The organism is Micromonospora sp. 4G55 (assembly GCF_016803375.1).
In genome coordinates, this window is the sequence record NZ_JAEVHN010000042.1 from 1 (window position 1) to 20529 (window position 20529).

The 20529-nt window shown below is 73.4% G+C and carries 16 protein-coding genes and 7 pseudogenes; 7 read left to right on the forward strand and 16 right to left on the reverse strand.

Features of this window, described 5'->3' with window-relative positions:
• The 3 genes and pseudogenes from JNW89_RS06260 to JNW89_RS06270 all read right to left on the reverse strand — a co-directional run.
• A pseudogene (locus tag JNW89_RS06260) lies at window positions 1-258 on the reverse strand (hypothetical protein); the annotation flags it as partial.
• A gap of 10 nt (window positions 259-268) precedes the next feature.
• Window positions 269-529 carry a hypothetical protein gene (locus JNW89_RS06265; protein WP_088962374.1) on the reverse strand — a complete coding sequence of 87 codons (261 nt, stop codon included), beginning with the start codon at window positions 527-529 and terminating at the stop codon, window positions 269-271.
• Window positions 530-752: 223 nt separating this feature from the next.
• Window positions 753-1149, reverse strand: a pseudogene (locus tag JNW89_RS06270) (hypothetical protein).
• A 121-nt stretch (window positions 1150-1270) separates the two neighbouring features.
• Here JNW89_RS06270 and JNW89_RS06275 point away from each other — a divergent pair.
• From JNW89_RS06275 to JNW89_RS06285, 3 genes and pseudogenes are all read left to right on the forward strand, one after another.
• Window positions 1271-3823 (forward strand): annotated as a pseudogene (locus JNW89_RS06275) (ATP-dependent Clp protease ATP-binding subunit).
• 14 nt (window positions 3824-3837) lie between these two features.
• Window positions 3838-4002: a hypothetical protein gene (locus JNW89_RS06280; RefSeq protein WP_238448104.1), complete on the forward strand. Its 165-nt coding sequence runs from the start codon at window positions 3838-3840 to the stop codon at window positions 4000-4002.
• A complete protein-coding gene (locus JNW89_RS06285) occupies window positions 4002-4352 on the forward strand; it encodes a DUF3140 domain-containing protein (RefSeq protein WP_238448105.1) in 351 nt (116 codons plus the stop codon). The genes JNW89_RS06280 and JNW89_RS06285 overlap by 1 nt, the downstream gene beginning before the upstream one ends.
• Window positions 4353-4371: 19 nt before the next feature.
• Here JNW89_RS06285 and JNW89_RS06290 read toward each other — a convergent pair whose 3' ends face one another.
• From JNW89_RS06290 to JNW89_RS06300, 3 genes and pseudogenes are all read right to left on the reverse strand, one after another.
• Window positions 4372-4611, reverse strand: a complete 240-nt coding sequence (locus tag JNW89_RS06290; RefSeq protein WP_238448106.1) for a hypothetical protein — start codon at window positions 4609-4611, stop codon at window positions 4372-4374.
• A 19-nt stretch (window positions 4612-4630) separates the two neighbouring features.
• Window positions 4631-5611 carry a LysR family transcriptional regulator gene (locus JNW89_RS06295; RefSeq protein WP_238448107.1) on the reverse strand — a complete coding sequence of 327 codons (981 nt, stop codon included), beginning with the start codon at window positions 5609-5611 and terminating at the stop codon, window positions 4631-4633.
• Between the two features lie 154 nt (window positions 5612-5765).
• Window positions 5766-6461, reverse strand: a pseudogene (locus tag JNW89_RS06300) (SGNH/GDSL hydrolase family protein); the annotation flags it as partial.
• A gap of 183 nt (window positions 6462-6644) precedes the next feature.
• Here JNW89_RS06300 and JNW89_RS06305 point away from each other — a divergent pair.
• Complete coding sequence (locus JNW89_RS06305; RefSeq protein ID WP_238448108.1) at window positions 6645-7001, forward strand: YkvA family protein; 357 nt, start codon at window positions 6645-6647, stop codon at window positions 6999-7001.
• Between the two features lie 74 nt (window positions 7002-7075).
• Window positions 7076-8445: pseudogene (locus JNW89_RS06310) on the forward strand (cystathionine beta-synthase).
• 76 nt (window positions 8446-8521) lie between these two features.
• Here JNW89_RS06310 and JNW89_RS06315 read toward each other — a convergent pair.
• From JNW89_RS06315 to JNW89_RS06360, 10 genes and pseudogenes are all read right to left on the reverse strand, one after another.
• Window positions 8522-9472, reverse strand: a complete 951-nt coding sequence (locus JNW89_RS06315) for a S1C family serine protease (RefSeq protein WP_238448109.1) — start codon at window positions 9470-9472, stop codon at window positions 8522-8524.
• A gap of 63 nt (window positions 9473-9535) precedes the next feature.
• Window positions 9536-10045 (reverse strand): GNAT family N-acetyltransferase, encoded by a 510-nt coding sequence (locus JNW89_RS06320; protein ID WP_238448110.1) that lies wholly within the window; start codon window positions 10043-10045, stop codon window positions 9536-9538.
• Window positions 10042-10970, reverse strand: a pseudogene (locus tag JNW89_RS06325) (ribonuclease Z). The gene JNW89_RS06320 and the pseudogene JNW89_RS06325 overlap by 4 nt, the downstream one beginning before the upstream one ends.
• Before the next feature lie 354 nt (window positions 10971-11324).
• A complete protein-coding gene (locus JNW89_RS06330; RefSeq protein ID WP_238448111.1) occupies window positions 11325-12509 on the reverse strand; it encodes an osmoprotectant NAGGN system M42 family peptidase in 1185 nt (394 codons plus the stop codon).
• Window positions 12506-14323: an N-acetylglutaminylglutamine synthetase gene (gene ngg / locus JNW89_RS06335; protein ID WP_238448112.1), complete on the reverse strand. Its 1818-nt coding sequence runs from the start codon at window positions 14321-14323 to the stop codon at window positions 12506-12508. Before ngg ends, JNW89_RS06330 begins: the two co-directional genes overlap by 4 nt.
• 2 nt (window positions 14324-14325) lie before the next feature.
• Window positions 14326-16110 (reverse strand): N-acetylglutaminylglutamine amidotransferase, encoded by a 1785-nt coding sequence (locus tag JNW89_RS06340; protein ID WP_238448113.1) that lies wholly within the window; start codon window positions 16108-16110, stop codon window positions 14326-14328.
• A gap of 202 nt (window positions 16111-16312) precedes the next feature.
• Window positions 16313-16975: a peptide-methionine (S)-S-oxide reductase MsrA gene (gene msrA, locus JNW89_RS06345; protein ID WP_238448114.1), complete on the reverse strand. Its 663-nt coding sequence runs from the start codon at window positions 16973-16975 to the stop codon at window positions 16313-16315.
• Window positions 16976-17048: 73 nt separating this feature from the next.
• Window positions 17049-17474 carry an HIT family protein gene (locus JNW89_RS06350; RefSeq protein ID WP_238448115.1) on the reverse strand — a complete coding sequence of 142 codons (426 nt, stop codon included), beginning with the start codon at window positions 17472-17474 and terminating at the stop codon, window positions 17049-17051.
• A 44-nt stretch (window positions 17475-17518) separates the two neighbouring features.
• Window positions 17519-18211, reverse strand: coding sequence for a nucleotidyl transferase AbiEii/AbiGii toxin family protein (locus JNW89_RS06355; protein WP_238448116.1), 693 nt, complete (start codon window positions 18209-18211; stop codon window positions 17519-17521).
• Window positions 18211-18540, reverse strand: a complete 330-nt coding sequence (locus JNW89_RS06360) for a hypothetical protein (RefSeq protein ID WP_238448117.1) — start codon at window positions 18538-18540, stop codon at window positions 18211-18213. Before JNW89_RS06360 ends, JNW89_RS06355 begins: the two co-directional genes overlap by 1 nt.
• A gap of 95 nt (window positions 18541-18635) precedes the next feature.
• Here JNW89_RS06360 and JNW89_RS06365 point away from each other — a divergent pair, with 95 nt between their 5' ends.
• Entirely contained in the window at window positions 18636-19775 is a 1140-nt protein-coding gene (locus tag JNW89_RS06365) for a cystathionine gamma-synthase (protein WP_238448118.1), read from the forward strand.
• 17 nt (window positions 19776-19792) lie between these two features.
• A pseudogene (locus JNW89_RS06370) lies at window positions 19793-20529 on the forward strand (amidase); the annotation flags it as partial.

A 20529-nucleotide genomic window follows, 5' to 3' on the forward strand; every position in this document is an offset into this window, starting at 1 on the left:
CGTCGGGGCCAGCCCGATCGCGGCCAGGTACGCCGACAGCTGCTCCTGGGCCACCCGCAGCGCGTGCCCGGCGGCTTCGGCGTGCTCGGTGGCCGCGGAGAGCTCCGGCACCCCCATCGGGTTGGCCGACTCCTGCCGGACCCAGCGCAGCCGCTCGGTGGCCTGGCCGAACTTCTCCAGCGCCTGGGCCAGCGGCGCCAGCGGCAGCTCCTCGGCGGCGGCGCGCACCTGCGCCCCGACGTCCTCGATGATGGACACGGCCGCCCGCTCAGAGCGTCGAGACGTAGAGCTGCGCCTGCTCGACTGCGACGAGGGTCGCGGCGAGGCACTCCTCCAGCTCCTGGCCGGCCTGGGTCAGCGAGGCCTGCGCGCTCTCCACCGTCTCGTGCCCGCTGCCCTCCAGCGCCCCGGCCAGCGTCTGCTGCGCCTCGGAGAGCTTCTCGCCGGCCGCCTGCACGGCTGTCTGCCCGTCACCGATCTGTTGGAGGGCGACCTCGATGGCTGCCTTCAGCTCGGCGACGCTCGCCACGGTGACCTCCTGGGGGCGGGGAGACGTCCATTACAACGTATACCCGCCGGGTAGAGAACATCCGCCCTGTCGGTGTTCCCGCCCCGGTGTCCGGTTACCCCCGTGACGTGCGGGAAAGCGTTCACCGCCGGTGCGCCCGGTCCCACCAGGGGATCCGCCGGTCCCGTTGACGGGACGGCGCGCCCGTGGCCGCGGGCGCCGCCGCGGACCGGAAACCGGCCGGTCAGGGGGTCGGGTGGGTGTGCTCGCGCAGCCAGCGCGGGCCGTGCAGCTCCGCGCCGAGGGCCGCCACCCGGTCGCGCAGCTCCCGGTCGGAGGTGACCACCAACCGACGCCGGTCCGGTGCGTCGCGCACCAGTTCCACGATGGCGTCGTCACCGGAACCGGGCGCCGGCACCGTGTGCACCCCGGCCACCCCGGGCACCTCCCGCGCCGCGCCCTCCACCACCAGCACCACCTCCACCGGCGGCGGCAGCTCCGGCGGCAGGCCCCGGTCGGCCAGCGGCGCCAGGGCGTCGCGCAACCGGGCCGCCGCCCCCGGCCCGGTCCCGCCACCAGCCGTCCGGGCGGGAACCGACCACGTTGGCACCGTCGACGATCAGCAGCGGGCGGTTGTCCATGCCCCCAGCCTGCCATCCCCTGGCGTTTGTCGCGCCGGTCGCCGGGTAGCCACCGGCGACGTGCCGCGCCCGCGGTGTCGCCCTCGGCGACCGTGCCGCGCCCCGACTGCGGAGGACAGAGATGATGGGACCCGGTGACTACGGCTCCGACCCCTGGGACGAGTTCCTGGCCCGGTACTTCGGCCGGGGTGAGGGCGGACGCCGACCGGCCCACCGGGTCGACATCACCCGGCTGATGACCGCCGACGCCCGGGAGATGCTGGCCGACGCGGCCCGGCGGGCCGCCCAGAAACACAGCAACGACCTGGACACCGACCACCTGCTCTGGGCGGCGCTGCAACGCGAGCCGCTGCGCGACCTGGTACGCCGGGCCGGCGCCGACCCGGACGCCCTGGTCAACGCCCTCGGCGGGCGTGGCGACGGCGCGCCCGGGGGCGAGGTGCCGGCGAACCTGTCGCTCACCCCCCGCCGCCAAGCGGGCGCTGCTCGACGCCCACCAGCTGTCCCGGGCGATGGGGGCGAACTACATCGGCCCCGAGCACATTTTGATGGCGCTGCCGCTCAACCCGGAGTCGCCCGCCGGCCGGATGCTGGCCGCCGGCCGGATCCAGCCCGAGTCGTTGCAGGCGGCCAGCGCGGAACGCGGACCGATGGGCGGGCCGAAGCCCGACCGGGGCACCCCGACCCTCGACCAGTACGGGCAGGACCTCACCGAGCTGGCCCGGATGGACCAGATCGACCCGGTGATCGGGCGGGCCGACGAGATCGAGCAGGCCGTGGAGATCCTGTCCCGGCGGACCAAGAACAACCCGGTGCTGATCGGTGAGGCCGGCGTCGGCAAGACCGCGATCGTGGAGGGGCTGGCCGAGCGGATCTGCGACGGCGACGTGCCGCAGACCCTGCTCGGCAAGCGGGTGGTGCAGCTCGACCTCGCCGGCCTGGTCGCCGGCACCCGCTACCGCGGCGACTTCGAGGAACGGCTGAAGAAGGTCATCGAGGAGATCCGGGCGCACCGGGACGAGCTGATCATCTTCCTGGACGAGATCCACACCCTGGTCGGCGCGGGCGGCGCCGGCAGCGAGGGCGGCATGGACGCGTCCAACATGCTCAAGCCGGCGCTGGCCCGCGGCGAGCTGCGGGTGATCGGCGCGACCACGCTGGACGAGTACCGCAAGAGCATCGAGAAGGACGCCGCGCTGGCCCGCCGCTTCCAGCCGGTCCTGGTGCCGGAGCCCAGCGTCGAGGACACCGTCGCCATCCTGCGCGGCCTGCGCGACCGGTACGAGGCGCACCACCAGGTCCGCTTCACCGACGAGGCGCTGGTCGCGGCCGCCGAACTCTCCGACCGGTACGTCACCGACCGCTTCCTGCCGGACAAGGCGATCGACCTGATCGACCAGGCCGGCGCGCGGGTGCGGCTGCGCACCCGCACCCCCGACGCCGACGTGCGTGAGCTGGAGCAGCAGCTCGACGAGGTGCGCCGGGACAAGGAACAGGCGGTCGCCGACGAGCAGTACGAGCGGGCCTCCGCGCTGCGCGACCGGCTCGCCGAGATCGAGGCGCAGATCCGCCGCGCCCAGGGCGACGAGGGCACCAACGGCGTTCCCTCGGTCGGCCCGCAGGAGATCGCCGAGGTGGTCTCCCGCGCCACCGGCATCCCGGTCAGCCAGCTCACCGAGGAGGAGCGGGACCGACTGCTGCGGCTGGAGGGGCAGCTGCACGAGAAGGTCGTCGGCCAGGACGACGCGGTCACCGCGGTGGCCGAGGCGGTACGCCGCTCGCGTACCGGGCTGGCGACCCGAACCGGCCGATGGGCAGCTTCCTCTTCCTCGGCCCCACCGGCGTCGGCAAGACCGAGCTGGCCCGGGCGCTGGCGGAGGCGCTCTTCGGCGAGGCCGACCGGATGGTGCGGGTCGACATGAGCGAGTTCCAGGAGCGGCACACCGTCGCCCGGCTGGTCGGGGCGCCCCCCGGCTACGTCGGGTACGAGGAGGCCGGCCAGCTCACCGAGGCGGTGCGCCGCCGCCCGTACGCGGTGGTGCTGCTCGACGAGATCGAGAAGGCGCACCCGGACGTCTTCAACATCCTGCTCCAGGTGCTCGACGACGGCCGGCTCACCGACAGCCAGGGCCGGACGGTGAACTTCAAGAACACCGTCCTGATCATGACGAGCAACCTGGGCTCGGAGCTGATCACCGGCACCACGCGCGCGGTAGGCTTCGAGGCCGGTGGGCCCGGCGGCACCCAGGAGAGCGACGAGCTGCGCGAGCGGCTGCAGCGCCGCCTCCAGGAGAACTTCCGCCCGGAGTTCCTCAACCGGATCGACGAGACGATCATCTTCCGCCGGCTGGAGGCCCAGCAGCTGCGGCAGATCACCGAGCTGCTGCTGGAGGAGACCCGCCGCCGGCTGCACGCCCAGGACGTCCAGATCGAGTTCACCACCGCCGGCGTCGACTGGCTCGCCGAGCACGGCTACCAGCCGGAGTTCGGTGCCCGGCCGCTGCGCCGGGTGATCCAGCGGGAGGTCGACAACCGGCTGTCCCGGATGCTGTTGGAGAACCAGATCTCGCCGGGGCAGAAGCTCACCGTCGACGCGCGCGACGGTCAGCTCGCCTTCGACGTGGCCGCGGGAGAGCGGGGCTACACCGCGGCCTCGACGTCCCACCCGCGATGACCCGGAGGGCGGAGATGACCGAACCCGAGGAGAGCGACGAGGAGACCGACCGCACCGAACCGATCCTCGCGCCGCCGACGGCGAACCCGGCCCGGGTGCAGGTGCCGCCGGAGGGCCTGAAGCAGCAGACCGACGACGGGAACCCGGCGCCGTCCGGGCCACCGGAAGAGGAGGCGTGATGGTACGCGAGCAGCGACTCGACCCCGAGGTCGAGGTGATCTGGGACGACTTCCACGCCGAGGTGAACGTCCCCTCCGAACAGTTGCGGCAGTGGTTGTTGACCCGGGGCTCGGGGGAGGAGTCGTTCGGCCCGAACCCCAACATGGACCTGCCCGAGCCGGGCCGGCAGATCCTGCGGGTGCTCAGCAAGCGCAAGGTGGACCTGACCCCGGAGGACATCGAGGTGATGCGGGAGGCGATCGACCGGATCCGGGCGCTGACCGCGGAGAAGCCGCGCGGCGGCAACGCGAACGACGAGTGGCGGCACTCCCTGCTCGACCTGGGCCACGACGTCCTCGTCGAACGCTGACCGGCACGGGCGGCTCGCGCTACGGCTCGGTGCCGAGGCTGGGCAGCTCCAGGCCGGCGGCGGTGGCGAGGGCCTGCCGCTCGGCCCGGGTCTGCTCCTCCCGGGTGAGCAGGTTGGCGTACTCGGTGATGTCGGCCGGATCGGGCACCTCCGGCAGCCGACGCAGGAACGCCTCGAGGTCCCGGACGGCGGCGGAGTGCGCGGCGGCCGCATCACGCAGCAGTTCCCGCTCGTCGGCGTCGGAGTAGCGATCGGTCATGGGGTCCAGGTACCCGCCGTCAGGCGATTCGCACCCCGCCGGCCGGTCGGGCCCCGAACTCCGGGTGGCGCAGCAGCCAGGCCAGGTAGTCGGGGTGCGGCGCCAGCGAGTCGGTGTACGCCGCCACCGCCGTCTCCAGCACCGCCTCGGCGACCCGGGCGGCGGGCGACTCGGGGTGCCAGCCGAGCAGCAGCCGCCAGCGCAGCGGTACGCCGGCCAGCCGGCGGGTGACCAGACCGTCGACCGGGCGGAAGGTCGCCTGGCACAGCGCCACCGCCTCGCCGGCGTCGACCAGGTCCACGCAGCCGCGCACGTCGGTCTCGTACACCTTGCGGGGGGTGAAGCCGGCCCGGGCGCAGGCGGCGGCGAAGCAGTCGCCGAAGCAGCCCTCGCCCGGCGCGGCCACCCACTGTTCGCGGCGCAGCTCGGCCAGGCCGATCTCCTCCCGGTCGGCCATCGGGTGGCTGGTCGGCAGCAGCACCAGCACCGGGTCGACCGCCACCTCCCGCCAGCAGAGCCCGAACTCCGGGGACGGCGTCGCGTCGCCGCAGACCCCGGTGAGCGCGAAGTCGAGCCGCCCACCGGCCACCAGTCCGGCCAGCTCCGCGGCCGACCACGAGGCGTACGTGGTGATCTGCGCCTGCGGCTGCTCGGCGACCAGCCGGTGCACCAGCCGGCCGAGGATCGGGCTGTTCACCCCGCCGAAGCGGTACCGGCCCAGGGTGTCGTCCGCCCCGGCCAGCCGGGCCGCCTCGTCCTGGAGCCCCTTCATCGCCGGCAGCAGCACCCGGGCCCGGGCCAGCACCAGCTCGCCCAGCGCGGTGGGCCGGGCGCCGCGCCGGTCGCGTTCGAACAGCGGGCCGCCCAGAGTGCGCTCGATGCGCTGGAGCTGCGCGGTCAGGGCCGGCTGGGCCAGGCCCAGGGTGGACGCGGCCTTGGTCACGCTCCCCGTCTCGGCGATCGCGCAGACGACCCGCAGGTGTCGCAGCTCCAGATTCATAACGTGACGGTAGGACCACCGCACGGGCCGGCGGAAGGCCCTGGGCGGATCGGCGTCGGACGATGGATCAGTCGCGCGCGTCCCGCTTCAGGTCGGCTAGGTACGTCCGCCGCCCGGTGACCGCGTCGCGCACCTTGTCCACCACGCCCAGCGCCGGCTCGACCACGTCGCCGAGGGAGACCGTCCAGCCACCCGCCTCGACCACCGCCACCGTCTGCGCGGCGGCCAGCTGCCGGCTCCACCGCCGGGCCAGCCAGCGCAGCGGCGGCTGGATCGGCTGGATCGCACCGAGGTCGGGGCAGGTGCCGACGACCACCTCGCAACCGGCGGCCCGCAGCGCGCGGACCGCCTCGACCAGATAGCGCACCGCCAGCCCGGGTGGGGTGCGGTTGGTGACGTCGTTGCCGCCGATCAGGATCACCGCGACGTCCGGGTCGCACTCCAGCGCCGACTCGACCTGCGGCCGGAGCCCGGCGGAGAGCGATCCCACCACGGCGAAGCGGTGCACCCGCACCGGCCGGTGCAGCCGTCGGGACAGCCCGGTGGCGAGCAGCGCCCCCAGGGTCTCCCGGCGTCGGTGCACGCCGTAGCTGGCGGCCGACGAGTCGCCGAGCACCACCATCGTCAGCGGGCGGCCGGGGGACTTCGCGCCGTAGACGCCGTCGCAGCGGGGTGGGGGCGCCTCGGCCATCGGGATGGTGCGCCGGGCCTGGCGGGCCTGACCGAGCAGCACGCCGCCGGTCGCGACGAACGCCGCCGCGGTGGCGCCCGTGCCGATCGCCGCCATCCAGGCGATCTGGCGGGCGCGGTGCCAGCGCGGACCCGGTACGACGGAACCAGCCACCCCCATACCGCCACGTTATCGCGCCGGCCCGACACGCCGCTCTCCTCGCGCTGGCCGGTTCGTGCCTGGGAAGCGCCGCTTCTGGGTACCTGTCCGGTGACGGCGTCGGGCGACGGGCGCCGGAGGAGCAGGTCGCGCGGGCTTGCGCTCCCGCGTCACGCTGGTCGGGCGGAAAGGGGTCGGACGAAGATGAGCAGGACGTTGAAGCGGAGCGCGGCGTTCACCGCGCTGTTCCGGGCACTGGCGGCGGGCGCCCGGGGTGGGCCCTCGCTGGGCGCCCGGCTGGCGGCGCTGCCCCGGATGATCAGGGCGACCGCCCGGGGCGAGTACGACGGCGGCCTCCGGCTGGCCATGATGACGGCGGCGACGGCGTACGTGCTCTCGCCGGTGGACGTGGTGCCGGAGCTGTTCCTGACCATCTTCGGCCTGGTGGACGACGCGGTCATGGTCACCTGGCTGGCCGGCAGCGTGCTGGCGGAGACCGAGCGCTTCCTGGAGTGGGAGGCGCGTCGCAGCTCCGTCATCCCCGGGCAGATGATCCCCTGACGGCACGTACCCTGGGCGACGAACGAAACGTCTGCCCGGCCGCCGCGCGGCGCCGCAACGAAGGGCACAACGAGGTGCAGTACTACGACAACGTCGTCGAGTTGATCGGCAACACCCCGCTGGTACGGCTGCGCAACGTCACCGAGGGCATCCAGGCCACCGTGCTGGCGAAGGTGGAGTACCTCAACCCGGGCGGTTCGGTGAAGGACCGGATCGCGCTGCGGATGGTGGAGGACGCCGAGGCCGCGGGCATCCTCAAGCCGGGCGGCACCATCGTCGAGCCGACCAGCGGCAACACCGGCGTCGGGCTGGCCCTGGTGGCACAGCTCAAGGGCTACAAGTGCGTCTTCGTCTGCCCGGACAAGGTCAGCCAGGACAAGCAGGACGTGCTGCGCGCGTACGGCGCCGAGGTGGTGGTCTGCCCGACCGCCGTCGCGCCGGAGGACCCGCGCTCCTACTACAACGTCTCCGACCGGCTGGCCCGGGAGATCCCCGGCGCCTGGAAGCCCAACCAGTACAGCAACCCGGCCAACCCGCGCTCGCACTACGAGACGACCGGCCCGGAGCTGTGGAAGCAGACCGAGGGCGGGCTGACCCACTTCGTGGCCGGCGTCGGCACCGGCGGCACCATCTCCGGCATCGGGCGTTACCTGAAGGAGGCCTCCGAGGGCCGGGTCAAGGTCGTCGGGGCGGACCCGGAGGGTTCGGTCTACTCCGGCGGCACCGGCCGGCCGTACCTGGTCGAGGGCGTCGGTGAGGACTTCTGGCCGGAGACGTACGACCGGGGCATCGCCGACGAGATCATCGAGGTGTCGGACAAGGCCTCGTTCGAGATGACCCGGCGGCTGGCCCGCGAGGAGGGGATGCTGGTCGGCGGCTCCTGCGGGATGGCCGTGGTGGCCGCCCTGGAGGTGGCCCGCAAGGCCGGCCCGGACGACGTCATCGTCGTGCTGCTGCCGGACAGCGGCAAGGGCTACCTGTCGAAGATCTTCAACGACAACTGGATGGCCCGGTACGGCTTCCTCGACAACTCGGGCACCGAGCCGACCGTCGCCGACGCGCTCGCCAGCAAGCCGGGCGGCCTGCCCGAGCTGGTGCACGTGCACCCCACCGAGACGGTCCGCGACGCGATCGACTACATGCGCGAGTACGGCGTCTCGCAGCTGCCGGTGCTCAAGGCCGAGCCGCCGGTGGTGACCGGCGAGGTGGCCGGCTCGATCGCCGAGAAGGACCTGCTCGACGCGCTCTTCACCGGGCAGGCGCACCTGCACGACACCATCGAGCGGCACATGGCCGAGCCGCTGCCGATGATCGGCGGCGGCAGCCGGTGAGCGAGGCGGTCGGCCTGCTGGAGAAGTCCGACGCGGCGCTGGTGCTGGTCGACGGCAAGCCCAAGGGCGTGCTCACCCGGCAGGACCTGCTCGCCCACCTCGGCGCGCGCTGACCCGACGACGTACCGCGGGGCCTCCTCCGGTCGGGGGAGGCCCCGCGTCGTCGTACTCCGATCGGGACGGGACGGCTCAGCGGTTCAGCTCGGTCGGCACCGCGACCACGTCGACGAGAGCGCCCCGGCGCAGCACGGTCACCGGCAGCCGGGTGCCGATCGCCGGGCCGAGCATGAGCCGTTGCAGGCCCTGGCCGTCCCGGACCGGCCGGCCGCCGGCGGAGAGGATCACGTCACCGAGGTAGATCCCGGCCTGTCCGGCCGGGCTGCCCGGCACCACCTCGACCACCCGCAGGCCACGGCGCTGGCCGATGCGCTCGGCGATCTCCGGCGGCAGCGGCACCGGGACGCCGGCCACCCCCAGCCAGGCCCGGCGCACCCGCCCGCCGGCGATGAGGTCGTCGATGATCTGCCGGGTGGTGGCGTTGATCGGGACGGCCAGCCCGAGGCCGTAGCCGGCTACGGCGGTGTTCACCCCGATCACCCGGCCGGCCGAGTCGGCCAGCGCACCGCCGGAGTTGCCGGGGTTGAGCGCGGCGTCGGTCTGGATGACGTCCTCGATGAGTCGGGTGACCCGGCCGTCCCGGGCCGGCAGCGACCGACCCAGCCCGGACACCACCCCGGCGGTGACCGAGCCGGCCAGCCCCATCGGGTTGCCGACCGCGACCACCAGCTGGCCGATCCGCAGGGTGTCCGCGTCGCCCAGCTCCACCGGCGGCACGGTCGCCTCGTCCACCCGCAGCACCGCCAGGTCGGAGAGCGGATCCGCCCCGACCACCCGGAAGCGCGCCTCGGTGCCGTCGCCGAACGTGGCCGAGCCGTCCCGGGCGCCCTGCACCACGTGGGCGCTGGTCAGCAGCAGGCCGTCGGTGCCCACGGTGATCGCGGAGCCGGCGCCGGCCCCGCGCGCGGTCCGCACCGACAGGGCGGCCACGCTGGGCAGCACCCGGGCCGCCACGCCGGTGACCACCCGGGAGTACGCGTCGAGCGCGGCGTCCTCCGCCCGCTCGGTGTGATCGGTGTCCATGAACCCGGCAACGCGGCCGGATCGACGGGCATGCCCCGATCAGCTCAGAGCGAACGGGGCGGGTCAGAGCGGTCGGACGTACCGGACCTGCGGGACGACGATCGGGCCGAAGTGCTCGTCGCGCCGGGTGCCCTCCGGCGTCCAGCCGCCCCGCTCGTAGAAGCGCCGCGCGTCGAGGTTCTGCGCCAGCACCCAGAGCACCGCCCGGGACCAGCCGCGCGACCGCATGGCGTCCAGCGCGTCGACCATCAGCTCCCGGCCGGTGCCCCGGCCCCGCTCGTCGGGGTCCAGGTGGATGGCGTTGAGCAGGCCGGTGGCCGGATCGCCCTCGTCGTCCGGGCCCAGGTAGCTGAAGCCGACCAACCGGCCGTCCCGCTCGGCCAGGGTCATCCGGTGGTCGTCACGCTCCCAGCCGAACCGCTCGACCCAGTACCGGCCCATCGCCTCGCCCGACGGATCGGCCAGCGCCTCCGCCGGCAGGAACGAGGAGTACGCGGCCACCCGCGACGCCCGGTGCAGGGCCCCGACCGCCATCAGGTCGTCGACGGTGGCGGGACGCAGCGTGAGGGTCATCCGGCCGAGGCTACCCGGCGGGGCGGGACCGGCACGGTGGTCAGGTCCTCGGCGATGACCAGGTCCCCGGCGAAGTGCCGGCGGGCCTCGTCGGCGAAGCGACGCAGGTCGCTGTACCGCTGGGAGAAGTGGGTGAGCACCAGCTTGCGTACCCCCGACTCGGTCGCCACCCGCGCGGCCTGAGCGCGGTCAGGTGGCCGGCCTCGGCGGCCAGGGCGGTCTCCGACTCCAGGAAGGTCGACTCGATGACCAGCAGGTCGGCGTGTTCGGCGAGGGCGTACACCGCGTCGCAGAGGGCGGTGTCCATCACGAAGGCGAACCGCTGGCCCGGCCGGGTCACGCTCACCTCGTCCCGGGTGACGCGACGCCCGTCCACGTCGAGGTGGCCGACGCGGAGCAGCTCCCCGACCGCCGGCCCGGCGATCCCGTACGCGGACAGCCGCTCCGGCAGCATCCGGCAGCCGTCCGGCTCCACCAGCCGGTAGCCGTACGTCTCGATGGAGTGCCGCAGCCGGCGGGCCTCCAGCGTGCCCCCGCGCACGGTGATCCGCTGCCCGTCCGCCTCGATCGGCTCGACGACCAGCTCGGCGGTCTCGTGGAAGGAGGTGGCGTGCCGCAGCCGGGCGAAGTACTCGGCGCCGCCGGCCGGGAAGTGCACCGCCACCCGGTGCGGCACCCGGTCCAGGGAGAGCCGCTGGATGATGCCGGGCAGGCCGAGGCAGTGGTCGCCGTGGAAGTGGGTGACGCAGATCCGGGTCAGGTCGGTGGCGGTGACCCCGGTGTGCAGCAGCTGCCGCTGGGTGCCCTCGCCCGGGTCGAAGAGGATCACCTCGTCGTCCCAGCGCAGCACGTACCCGTTGTGGTTGCGCTGCCGGGTGGGGGCCTGGCTGGCCGTCCCGAGCACCACCAGCTCGCGCATGGACAAGGCGGCCTCCCCGCTGAGCTGACCGGTCCGGCCGGGCCGGACATGAAGCGACCCCCGGGGCTTCCGCGCTCGCGCACGGGCCGGCTGGACTGGGCCGGCACCCCGGGGGTCGGGTGGCTGTCGTGGTTTCGCCGCACCGCTGCCACACGGTCTCGACGATGGTGCAGATGCCCGCCTCGCGGCGGACGGGGTGTCACTGTCGAGGACAGCGGCTAGCGGACAGCCACCTCACGAGTCCGATTGCTATACAAGTCTGGACCACCTCCTTTCCCGTGTACGGCCACGCTATCCAGTCCCGCGGGGCACCGGCAACGGATTTCGATCACAGCCCGGACGGAAATACGTCGGGCGGGATCAGGAGGCGTCGGCGATGCCGATCGGGCCCTCCCGAGGCCCCTCCTCGCTGGCCGGCTGCACCGCCAGCGACGGGAAGTCGGCCAGGTCGCCCTCGGGCTCGGCGTCCCACTCCGGGAAGACCAGGTCGCTCTGCAGGTAGAGGCAGAGCAGCTGGGTGAGGTGGCGCAGCCCGTCCAGGTGGGTGCGCTCGTGGCCGTGGGTGGCGTCCACGCCGAAGCCGAGCAGGGCCACCCGGGCGTGCGCGCCGGCCTCGACCGCCGCCGCCACGTCGGAGCGGTAGTAGTCGAAGACGTCCCGGACCAGGTCGACGCCGTGCTCGCGGGCGATCGAGGCGAGGTTGCGGGTCAGGTGGTAGTCGAACGGGCCCACCCCGTCGCCCATCGCCAGGGTGGCCGCGTCCTCCCGGGACTGCTGGCCGGGGGCGACCACCGCCGCGTCCACCGAGACGATCTCGGCGACGTCCGGGTCGAGGCCGTGGCTGGCGCCGTGGCCGATCTCCTCGGTGACGGTGACCAGCAGGTGCGCGGTGACCGCCGGGGTGATCCCGGCGTCGACCATCGCCTTGAACGCGGTGAGCACCGCGGCCACGCCGGCCTTGTCGTCCAGGTGCCGCGACTTGACGTACCCGCTCGGGGTGATCGTCGGGTTGGGCAGGAACGCCACGAAGTCGCCCGCGTCGATGCCGAGCGTGCGCAGGCCGGCGATGTCGTCGACCGGCTCGTCGAGCCGGACCTCGACGTGCTCCCAGCCCACGCCCTGCACGTCGACGTCCTCGTTGTAGCGGTGCCCGCTGGCCTTCAGCGGCAGCACCTGACCGGTGATCACCCGGTCCAGGTCGTCGGTGAAGACCCGGACGTGCGCGCCCTCGGCGAACCGGGCACTGTGCGTGCCGATGGTCTTCAGCTCCAGCCGGCCGTTCTCCTTGAGGCGCTTCACCATGCCGCCGATGGTGTCGGTGTGCACCACGATCGCCCGGTCGGCGCCGGTCTGGCGGGGGCCGGGCAGGCAGGCGCTCAGCGCCCCGCGCCGGGTCAGCGTGGAGGAGACGCCCAGCGCGGAGAGCCGCTCGCCGACGTACTGCTGCACGTGGTCGGTACGCCCCGACGGGCTGGGGATCTCCAACAGCTCCAGCAGCACCTGGCGCAGGTAGTCCAGGTCGATCTCCAGCGGCTTCGGGCTCACGCGGCGGCTCCCGGGCCGGCCGGGGTCCAGAGCCGCTGCGGCGCGCGGGTACCGGGGAAGAGCAGGTCGACGAAGCGCTCGGCGGTCGGCTGCGGCTCGTGGTTGGCCAGCCCGGGCCGCTCGTTGGCCTCGATGAAGACGTGCTCCGGCCGGTCCGGCGCCGGCACCAGCAGGTCCAGCCCGGTCACCGGGATGTCCAGCGCCCGGCTCGCCGCCACGCAGGCCTCGGCGATCGTCGGGTGCAGCTCGGCGGTCACGTCGTGGATGGTGCCGCCGGTGTGCAGGTTGGCGGTCCGGCGGACGGCCAGCACCTCCCCCTCGGGCAGCACGTCGTCCATCCGGTACCCGGCCTCCGCGACCACCTCGCGGGTCATCTCGTCGACCGGGATGCGGGACTCGCCCCCGGTGGCGGCGGCCCGGCGGCGGCTCTGCCGGTCGATCAGCGTGGCGATGTCGTGCACCCCGTCGCCGGTCACCTGCGCCGGCCGGCGGACGGCGGCGGCCACCACCTCGTGGTCGATCACGATCACCCGCAGGTCCTCGCCGTCGCGCAGCTCCTCGATCAGCACGTCCGGGCAGAACCGCCGGGCCAGCTCGACCGCCGCGGTCAGCGCCTCGGCGGTGCGCACGCCGACGGTGATGCCGTTGCCCTGCTCGCCCCGCGCCGGCTTGACCACCACCGGCCCGACGTCGGCGAGGAAGGCGAGGTCGTCCGGCCCGCCGGTGGCGGTCCGGCCGCGCGGCACGGAGAGCCCCGCCTCGCTGAGGATCCGCCGGGTGACCCGCTTGTCGTCGCAGCGGCTCATCGCCACCGCCGAGGTCAGCTCGGACAGCGACTCGCGGGTGTGGATGGTCCGGCCGCCGTTGGTCAGCCGCAGTTCCCCCCAGCGCGGGTCGGTGACCTCCACCCGGATGCCGCGCCGCATCGCCTCGTCGGCGACGATCTTCGCGTACGGGTTGAGGTCGTCGTACCCGGCCGGGGTGGCCGGCAGGAAGAGCCGCTCGTTGATCGGGTTCTTCCGCTTCACGCAGAGCGTGGCGGTGCGGTGGAAGCCGAGCCGCTCGTAGAGCCGGATCGCGCCGGAGTTCTCGGCGAGCACGGACAGGTCGACGAAGGCCCGTCCGCGCTCGTCCAGCCGGTCGGCCAGCCCGGTCAGCAGCGCCTGGCCGGTGCCGGGCGGCGCGGTGTTGAAGTCGACGGTCAGGCACCAGAGGCTGGCGCCGTTCTCCGGGTCGGCGAAGACCGCCACGTGGTCCACACCGGTGATGGTGCCGACGATCTCGCCGGTGGCGGCCTCGGCCACCAGGTGCAGGAAGCGGTCGGTACGGGCGTTGTCGACCAGCACGTCGACCGGCGCGGTGACCATGCCGTTGCGGGCGTAGATCCGGTTGACCGCGTCCGCGTCGTCGGCGTCGCTCAGCGGCCGGATCACCAGGCCGGGGACCTCGCCGTCGCCGTCGGTGGCGGCCGGACGCCGCTCGCCCAGCGGCAGCCGGTAGGTCAGCGACGGGTCGATGAACAGCTCGTCCGGGAGCCGGGACACCAGCACGTGCGGGTCGCGCAGGTAGATGCAGATGTCCCGGGCGCCGGCCGCCTCGGAGCGCAGCACGTCCGCCACCGCCGCCTGGTCGGTGAAGGTCTGGCCGAAGACCAGCCGCCCCCAGCCGCAGTCCAGCACCACGCCGGCCTCGTCGGTGCTGCGCGGGCGGGGTGCCGGTGTGCCGGGCGCGACCGGGTCGCCGCCGGGGCCGATCCGCTCCCGGTGCCGGCCCGGCATCCGTTCCCGGTCGGTGGTCGTCACCGTGTCGGTCATGGTCAGTCGATCCCGTGGCTCTGGAGCCACATTTCCAGGAGTCCCAGCTGCCACAGCTTGTTTCCGTTCAACGGGGTCAGTTCGGCGTTCGGGTCGGCGAGCAGCGCGTCGACGTAGTCGGCGCGGAACAGGTCGCGGCGGCGGGCGGCGGGCGCGGAGAGCGCGTCGCGTACCCGGTCGAGCAGCTTGCCCTCCAGGTGGGTGAGGCCCGGCACCGGGAAGTAGCCCTTGGGCCGGTCGATCACCTCGTGCGGCAGGACCCGGCGGCCGATCTCCTTGAGCACGCCCTTGCCGCCCTGCGCCAGCTTCAGCTCGGGCGGGCAGCTCGCGGCCAGCTCCACGAACTCGTGGTCCAGGAACGGCACCCGGGCCTCCAGCCCGTGCGCCATGGTCATGTTGTCCACCCGCTTCACCGGGTCGTCGGTGAGCATGATCTGGGTGTCGATCCGCAGGCCGGCGTCGACCGCGGTCTGCGCGCCCGGCCGGGCCAGGTGCGCCGCCACGAACTCCCGCGCCGGGTCGCCGTCGGTCAGCCGGTCCGGGTTGAGCACCCGGGCGAGGCCGGCTGCGTCCCGGTCGAAGAACGCCTTCGCGTACGTCTGCAGCGCCTGCTCCCGGTCGACCCCGGCCAGCGGCGGGTACCAGTGGTAGCCGCCCAGGATCTCGTCGGCGCCCTGCCCGGACTGGACCACCTTGACGTGCCGCGACACCTCCTGGCTGAGCAGGTAGAAGGCGACACAGTCGTGGCTGACCATCGGCTCGCTCATCGCCGCGACGGCCGCCTCCAGCGGCGGCACCAGGTCGCCGGCGGCCACCTTGAGCTGGTGGTGGTCGGTGTCGAAGGTCTTCGCGACCAGGTCGGAGTAGACGAACTCGTCGCCCTCCCGGCCGCCGACGGAGTCGAAACCGATGGAGAAGGTGGACAGCCCGGACTGTCCCTCGCCGGCCAGCAGCGCGACCACCAGGCTGGAGTCCAGCCCGCCGGAGAGCAGCACGCCGACCGGCACGTCGGCGACCATCCGGCGGCGCACGGCGGTGGTCAGCGACTCCAGCAGGGCGTCCTGCCAGTCCTGCGCGGACCAGTCGGCCCGCTCGGCGGACCGGGTGAAGGACGGGTCCCAGTAGACCCGCTCGTGGGTGCGGCCGTCGGGCTCGTAGACCCGCACGGTGGCCGGGGGCAGCTTGGTGACGCCGCGCAGGATGGTCCGCGGCGGCGGCACGATGCTGTGGAAGCTCAGGTAGTGGGCGAGCGCCACCGGGTCGATGGTGGTGTCCACGCCGCCGCCGGCCAGCAGCGCCGGCAGCGTGCTGGCGAAGCGCACCACGCCCGGTGTCTCGGCCAGGTAGAGCGGCTTGATGCCGAGCCGGTCCCGGGCCAGCACCAGCCGGCCGGTGTCCCGCTCGGTGATCGCCACGGCGAACATGCCGATCAGGTGGTCGACGAAGTCGAGCCCCCACTCGGCGTACGCCTTGACGACGACCTCGCTGTCGCCGGAGGAGAAGAAGCGGTGCCCCTTGGCCTGCAACTCCTCGCGCAGCTCGCGGTAGTTGTAGACGCATCCGTTGAAGACGGCGCTGAGCCCCGAGTCGGGGTCGACCAGCGGCTGCCCGCTCGCCGCCGACAAGTCGATGATCTTGAGCCGCCGGTGCCCGAGGGCGACCGGCCCCTGCGACCAGACCCCGCTGTCGTCCGGGCCCCGGTCGCTCATCGTCGCCGCCATGCGCTCCACCGCCGCGACGTCGGCCCGCGAGCCGTCACGGCGGAACTCCCCAGCCAGTCCGCACATGCCAGGGAATGCTGCCAGAGGTTGTTGCAGTCCGCCTGTTGAGCTGATGTCGATGGCGTTACGTGTTGCTATAATGCGCGCGGCTTGCGGACGGGCCCGAGGTCAGCGCCGACTTTCCTGCCGGCGGCCGGGCCGGTGCCCGAATCGGACCGGGCCCGCGGTGTGACAAACACCGCAGGCCCGGAACCGGACATCGGGTCGATCAGCTCCCGGTGCGGGCCACGCCGACCGGGCAGCTCAGCCCGTTGGGGCCGTGGTTGCAGTACCCGTTCGGGTTCTTCGTCGGGGCGAGGTACTGCTGGTGGTAGTCCTCAGCGAAGTAGTACGTGCCGAGCGGCCTGATCTCGGTGGTGATCTCACCCTTGCCGGCCCGCGCCACGATCGGCGCGAAGGCGTCCCGGGACGACTGCGCCGTGGTCAGCTGCTCGTCGGTGGTGGTGTAGATCGCCGAGCGGTACTGGCTGCCCACGTCGTTTCCCTGGCGCATGCCCTGGGTCGGGTCGTGGTTCTCCCAGAAAACCTTGAGCAGGTCCTCGTAGCTGATCTTCGCGGGGTCGTAGACCACCTGGACCGCCTCAACGTGCCCGGTCATCCCCGAGCAGACCTCCTCGTACGTCGGGTTCGGCGTGATGCCGCCCGCGTAGCCGGCGGAGGTGGTGATCACCCCGGGCAGGGTCCAGAACAGCCGCTCGGCGCCCCAGAAACAGCCCATGCCGAAGACGGCGACCCGGGAACCCTCCGGGAACGGACCCTTCAGCGTCGACGGCAGCACCTCGTGCCGGTCACCGATCGGCATCGCGATCGGGCGACCCGGCAGGGTCTGGTCGGGGGTGGGCAGTTCGGCCTTCATACGGCGAAGGAACACGGTGGGTCTCCTTTCGTACCTCTGCCGCCTGCAACACCGCCGGACCCCGGTTCCTTACCCGGGCCTGGCGGAATCAGGCGGCGTCGGGCGACAGGGCGGCGGCGACCCGGTCGGCGTACCCCTGCGCCTCCGCGTCGTCGGCGTAGCGGGTGCGCGGCCAGAAGAAGCCGCGCAGGCCGTCGCCCTTCGTCCGGGGCACCACGTGGGTGTGCAGGTGCGGAACGGACTGGGACACCTTGTTGTTCATCGCCACGAACGTCCCACCGGCCCCGAGCCCGGTCTCGACCGCCACCGCGAGGCGTTGCACCAGGCGGAAGTAACCGGGCAGCGCGTCCGCCAGCAGATCGGAGAGGCTGATCAGGTGGGTGCGGGGCACCACCAGCACGTGTCCCTTGAAGACCGGCCGGGTGTCCAGGAAGGCGACGCCGTCCGGCTCGTCGGCCACCCGGAACGCCGGTACCTCGCCCGCCACGATCCCGCAGAACACGCACCCGCTCACCGGGCCAGGCTAGTACCGGCGGCCGGTTCCCGCTCGCACGGTGATCAGGGCTCGTCGAGGTAGCTGTCCCACTCGTCGTCCGGCGGGCCCTGCGGCCCTGTCTCACCGTTCGCCAGCCGTCGTCGGATGTCGGCCTCCCACCGCCCGGCCCAGCTCCGCAGCTCGTCGGTGTCCGCTTGGCTCAGCCCGTAGGACAGGAAGGCGCGTGGATCGCGTTCGTCGATGGCGCCGAGCCGGTCGGCCAGCTCCTCCAGGGAGAACCCCGCCGTGTGCCGCGCGCCGAAAGCCTCCAGGTCCTTCCAGCTCAGGTGGGCGTTCGCCGCATGGATGTCGATGAAGTCGCGATGCGCCGCCCGGTCATGCAGCGCCCGCATCTTGAGTCCGACGGCGTCGTGGAAGGCGAGGACCGGACCGATGCTCAACCGGGCCGGCGGTTCGAGCGCCTCCTTGAGCAGATCCACCTCGCACTCGGCCGTGCCGTTCGAGATGACGAGTCGGGCCATCCGTGGGGTGGCCTCGATGACCCGTGCGGAGAAACCGGCGTCCGTGTAGGCCGCCGCGAGCCGGTCGACCACCGTCGGAAGCGGCAGCGCGGTGGCCGTGGCGAAATCGATGTCCTGCGACGGCCGGCTCACCAGCTCGTGCGCGCACATGGCGTAGCCGCCGGCCAGCACCAGACCAAGGTCGTCGCCGGCATTGAAGCCGACTTCGACGAGCTGGCGGTGCAAGGCGTCCATCAGGCGGTGGAGAGATCGGGCAGCCGGCGCTCCCAGAGCGCGACCAGCCGACGGGCGGTCAGCCGTCGGATCCTGGGCCAGTCGCGGCGCAGCAGGTCGGCGTTGACGTACCGGACAATGTCGTCGCGCTGCCCGCAGTCGAGCAGGAGGCAGTAGAGCGTCAGCCGCTCGCGGGGATCGCTGACGTCGAACTCGGCCGGCCCCGACCAGGCGAGCCGTACCGGCAGGGTGACCGGGCCGTGCTCGGGCCCGTCGAGCAGCGCGAGAGAGGCCGGGATGCGGTCGGCCGCGCCGATCAGGCGCGAGGGCAGCATCGCGGGCGAGGTCACCGGGCAAGTATGGCGCACCCGTCCGACAGGCCGCCGTCGTGACGCGCGGCCGGGTTCCGCCCGCGGCGGTGGACCGGCGGACTAACGTCTCGGGAATGAGTCACGGCTTCGAGACGCTCGCCATCCACGCCGGCCAGGACCCCGAGGCCCGCACCGGCGCGGTGATCCCACCGATCTACCAGACCAGCACCTACGCCCAGGACGCCGTCGGCGCGCCTCGGCACGGCTACGAGTACAGCCGCTCCGGCAACCCGACCCGGGACGCGCTCCAGGACTGCCTCGCCGCCCTGGAGGGCGGCCCGGTGGGGCTCGCCTTCGCCAGCGGCCTGGCCGCCGAGGACACCCTGCTGCGCACCGTCTGCAAGCCGGGCGACCACGTGGTGATCCCGGACGACGCGTACGGCGGCACCTACCGGCTCTTCGCCCGGGTCGCCGAGCGCTGGGGGCTGGACTACACCCCGGCCAAGGTCTCCGACACCGACGCCGTGCGGGCCGCCATGCGTGCCACCACGAAGATCGTCTGGGTGGAGACGCCGACCAACCCGCTGCTCGGCATCGCCGACATCGCCACCCTGGCCGCCGTCGCGCACGACGCCGGGGCGCTGCTGGCGGTCGACAACACCTTCGCCTCCCCGTACCTGCAGCAGCCGATCGCGCACGGCGCGGACGTGGTGGTCCACTCGACCACCAAGTACATCGGCGGACACTCCGACGTGGTGGGTGGCGCGCTGATCGCCGCCGACGCCGGCCTCGGCGACGAGCTGCGCTACCACCAGAACGCGATGGGCGCGATCAACGGGCCCTTCGACGCCTGGCTGACCCTGCGCGGCATCAAGACCCTCGGGGTACGCATGGACCGGCACTGCGACAACGCCGAGCGGATCGCCGCGTACCTGGACGGGCACGCCAAGGTCGCCGAGGTGATCTACCCGGGCCTGCCCTCGCACGCCGGTCACGAGGTGGCCGCGAAGCAGATGCGCCGGTTCGGCGGCATGATCTCCTTCCGCGCCTCCGGTGGCGAGGAGCACGCCGTGGAGATCTGCAACCGGGCCAAGCTCTTCGTGCTCGCCGAGTCGCTCGGCGGCGTGGAGTCCCTGATCGAGCACCCGGGCCGGATGACACACGCAAGTGCTGCCGGCTCGCCGCTTGAAGTTCCCGGCGATCTCGTGCGACTGTCTGTCGGCATCGAGACGGTCGACGACCTGCTCGCCGATCTGGAGCAGGCGCTGGGCTGACCAGCTGGCTGGGGAGGGTGGCCGTGCAGGACATCATGCCGACCTGGGTCGGAGCGACCGCCAAGCAGATCGCCCGGGGCGTACGCCGGGGCGACGTCTCGGCCACCCAGGTCGTCGCCGACCACCTGGACCACATCGCCCGGGTCGACGCCGACCTCGCCGCGTTCCGCACGGTACGCGGCGGGGAGGCGATCACCGAGGCGGAGAAGGTCGACGAGCAGGAGGACCTGGCCAACCTCCCGCTGGCCGGGGTGCCGGTGGCGGTCAAGGAGAACACCGCCGTCGCCGGCGTACCCACCTGGAACGGCTCGGCCGCCGTGCGTACCGGCGTCGCGGAGGCCGACCACGAGGTGGTCCGGCGGCTGCGCGGCGCCGGCGCGGTGATCCTCGGCCTGACCCGGATGCCGGAGCTGGGCCTCTGGGCCCTCACCGACGACGAGTCCGGGATCACCCGCAACCCGTGGGACACCCGCCGCACCCCCGGCGGCTCCTCCGGCGGCGCCGCCGCCGCGGTGGCCGCCGGGCTGGTGCCGATCGCGCACGGCAACGACGGGCTCGGCTCGATCCGGATCCCGGCGGCCTGCTGCGGCCTGGTCGGCCTGAAGCCGGGCCGGGGCGTGATCCCCACCCAGCTCGGCGCGGAGGACTGGTTCGGCCTCACCGGAGCACGGCATGCTCACCACGACGGTGGCGGACGCCGCGGTCGGGTTCCAGGTGCTCGCCGGGCGCCGGGCCGACAAGCTGGTCCCGCCGC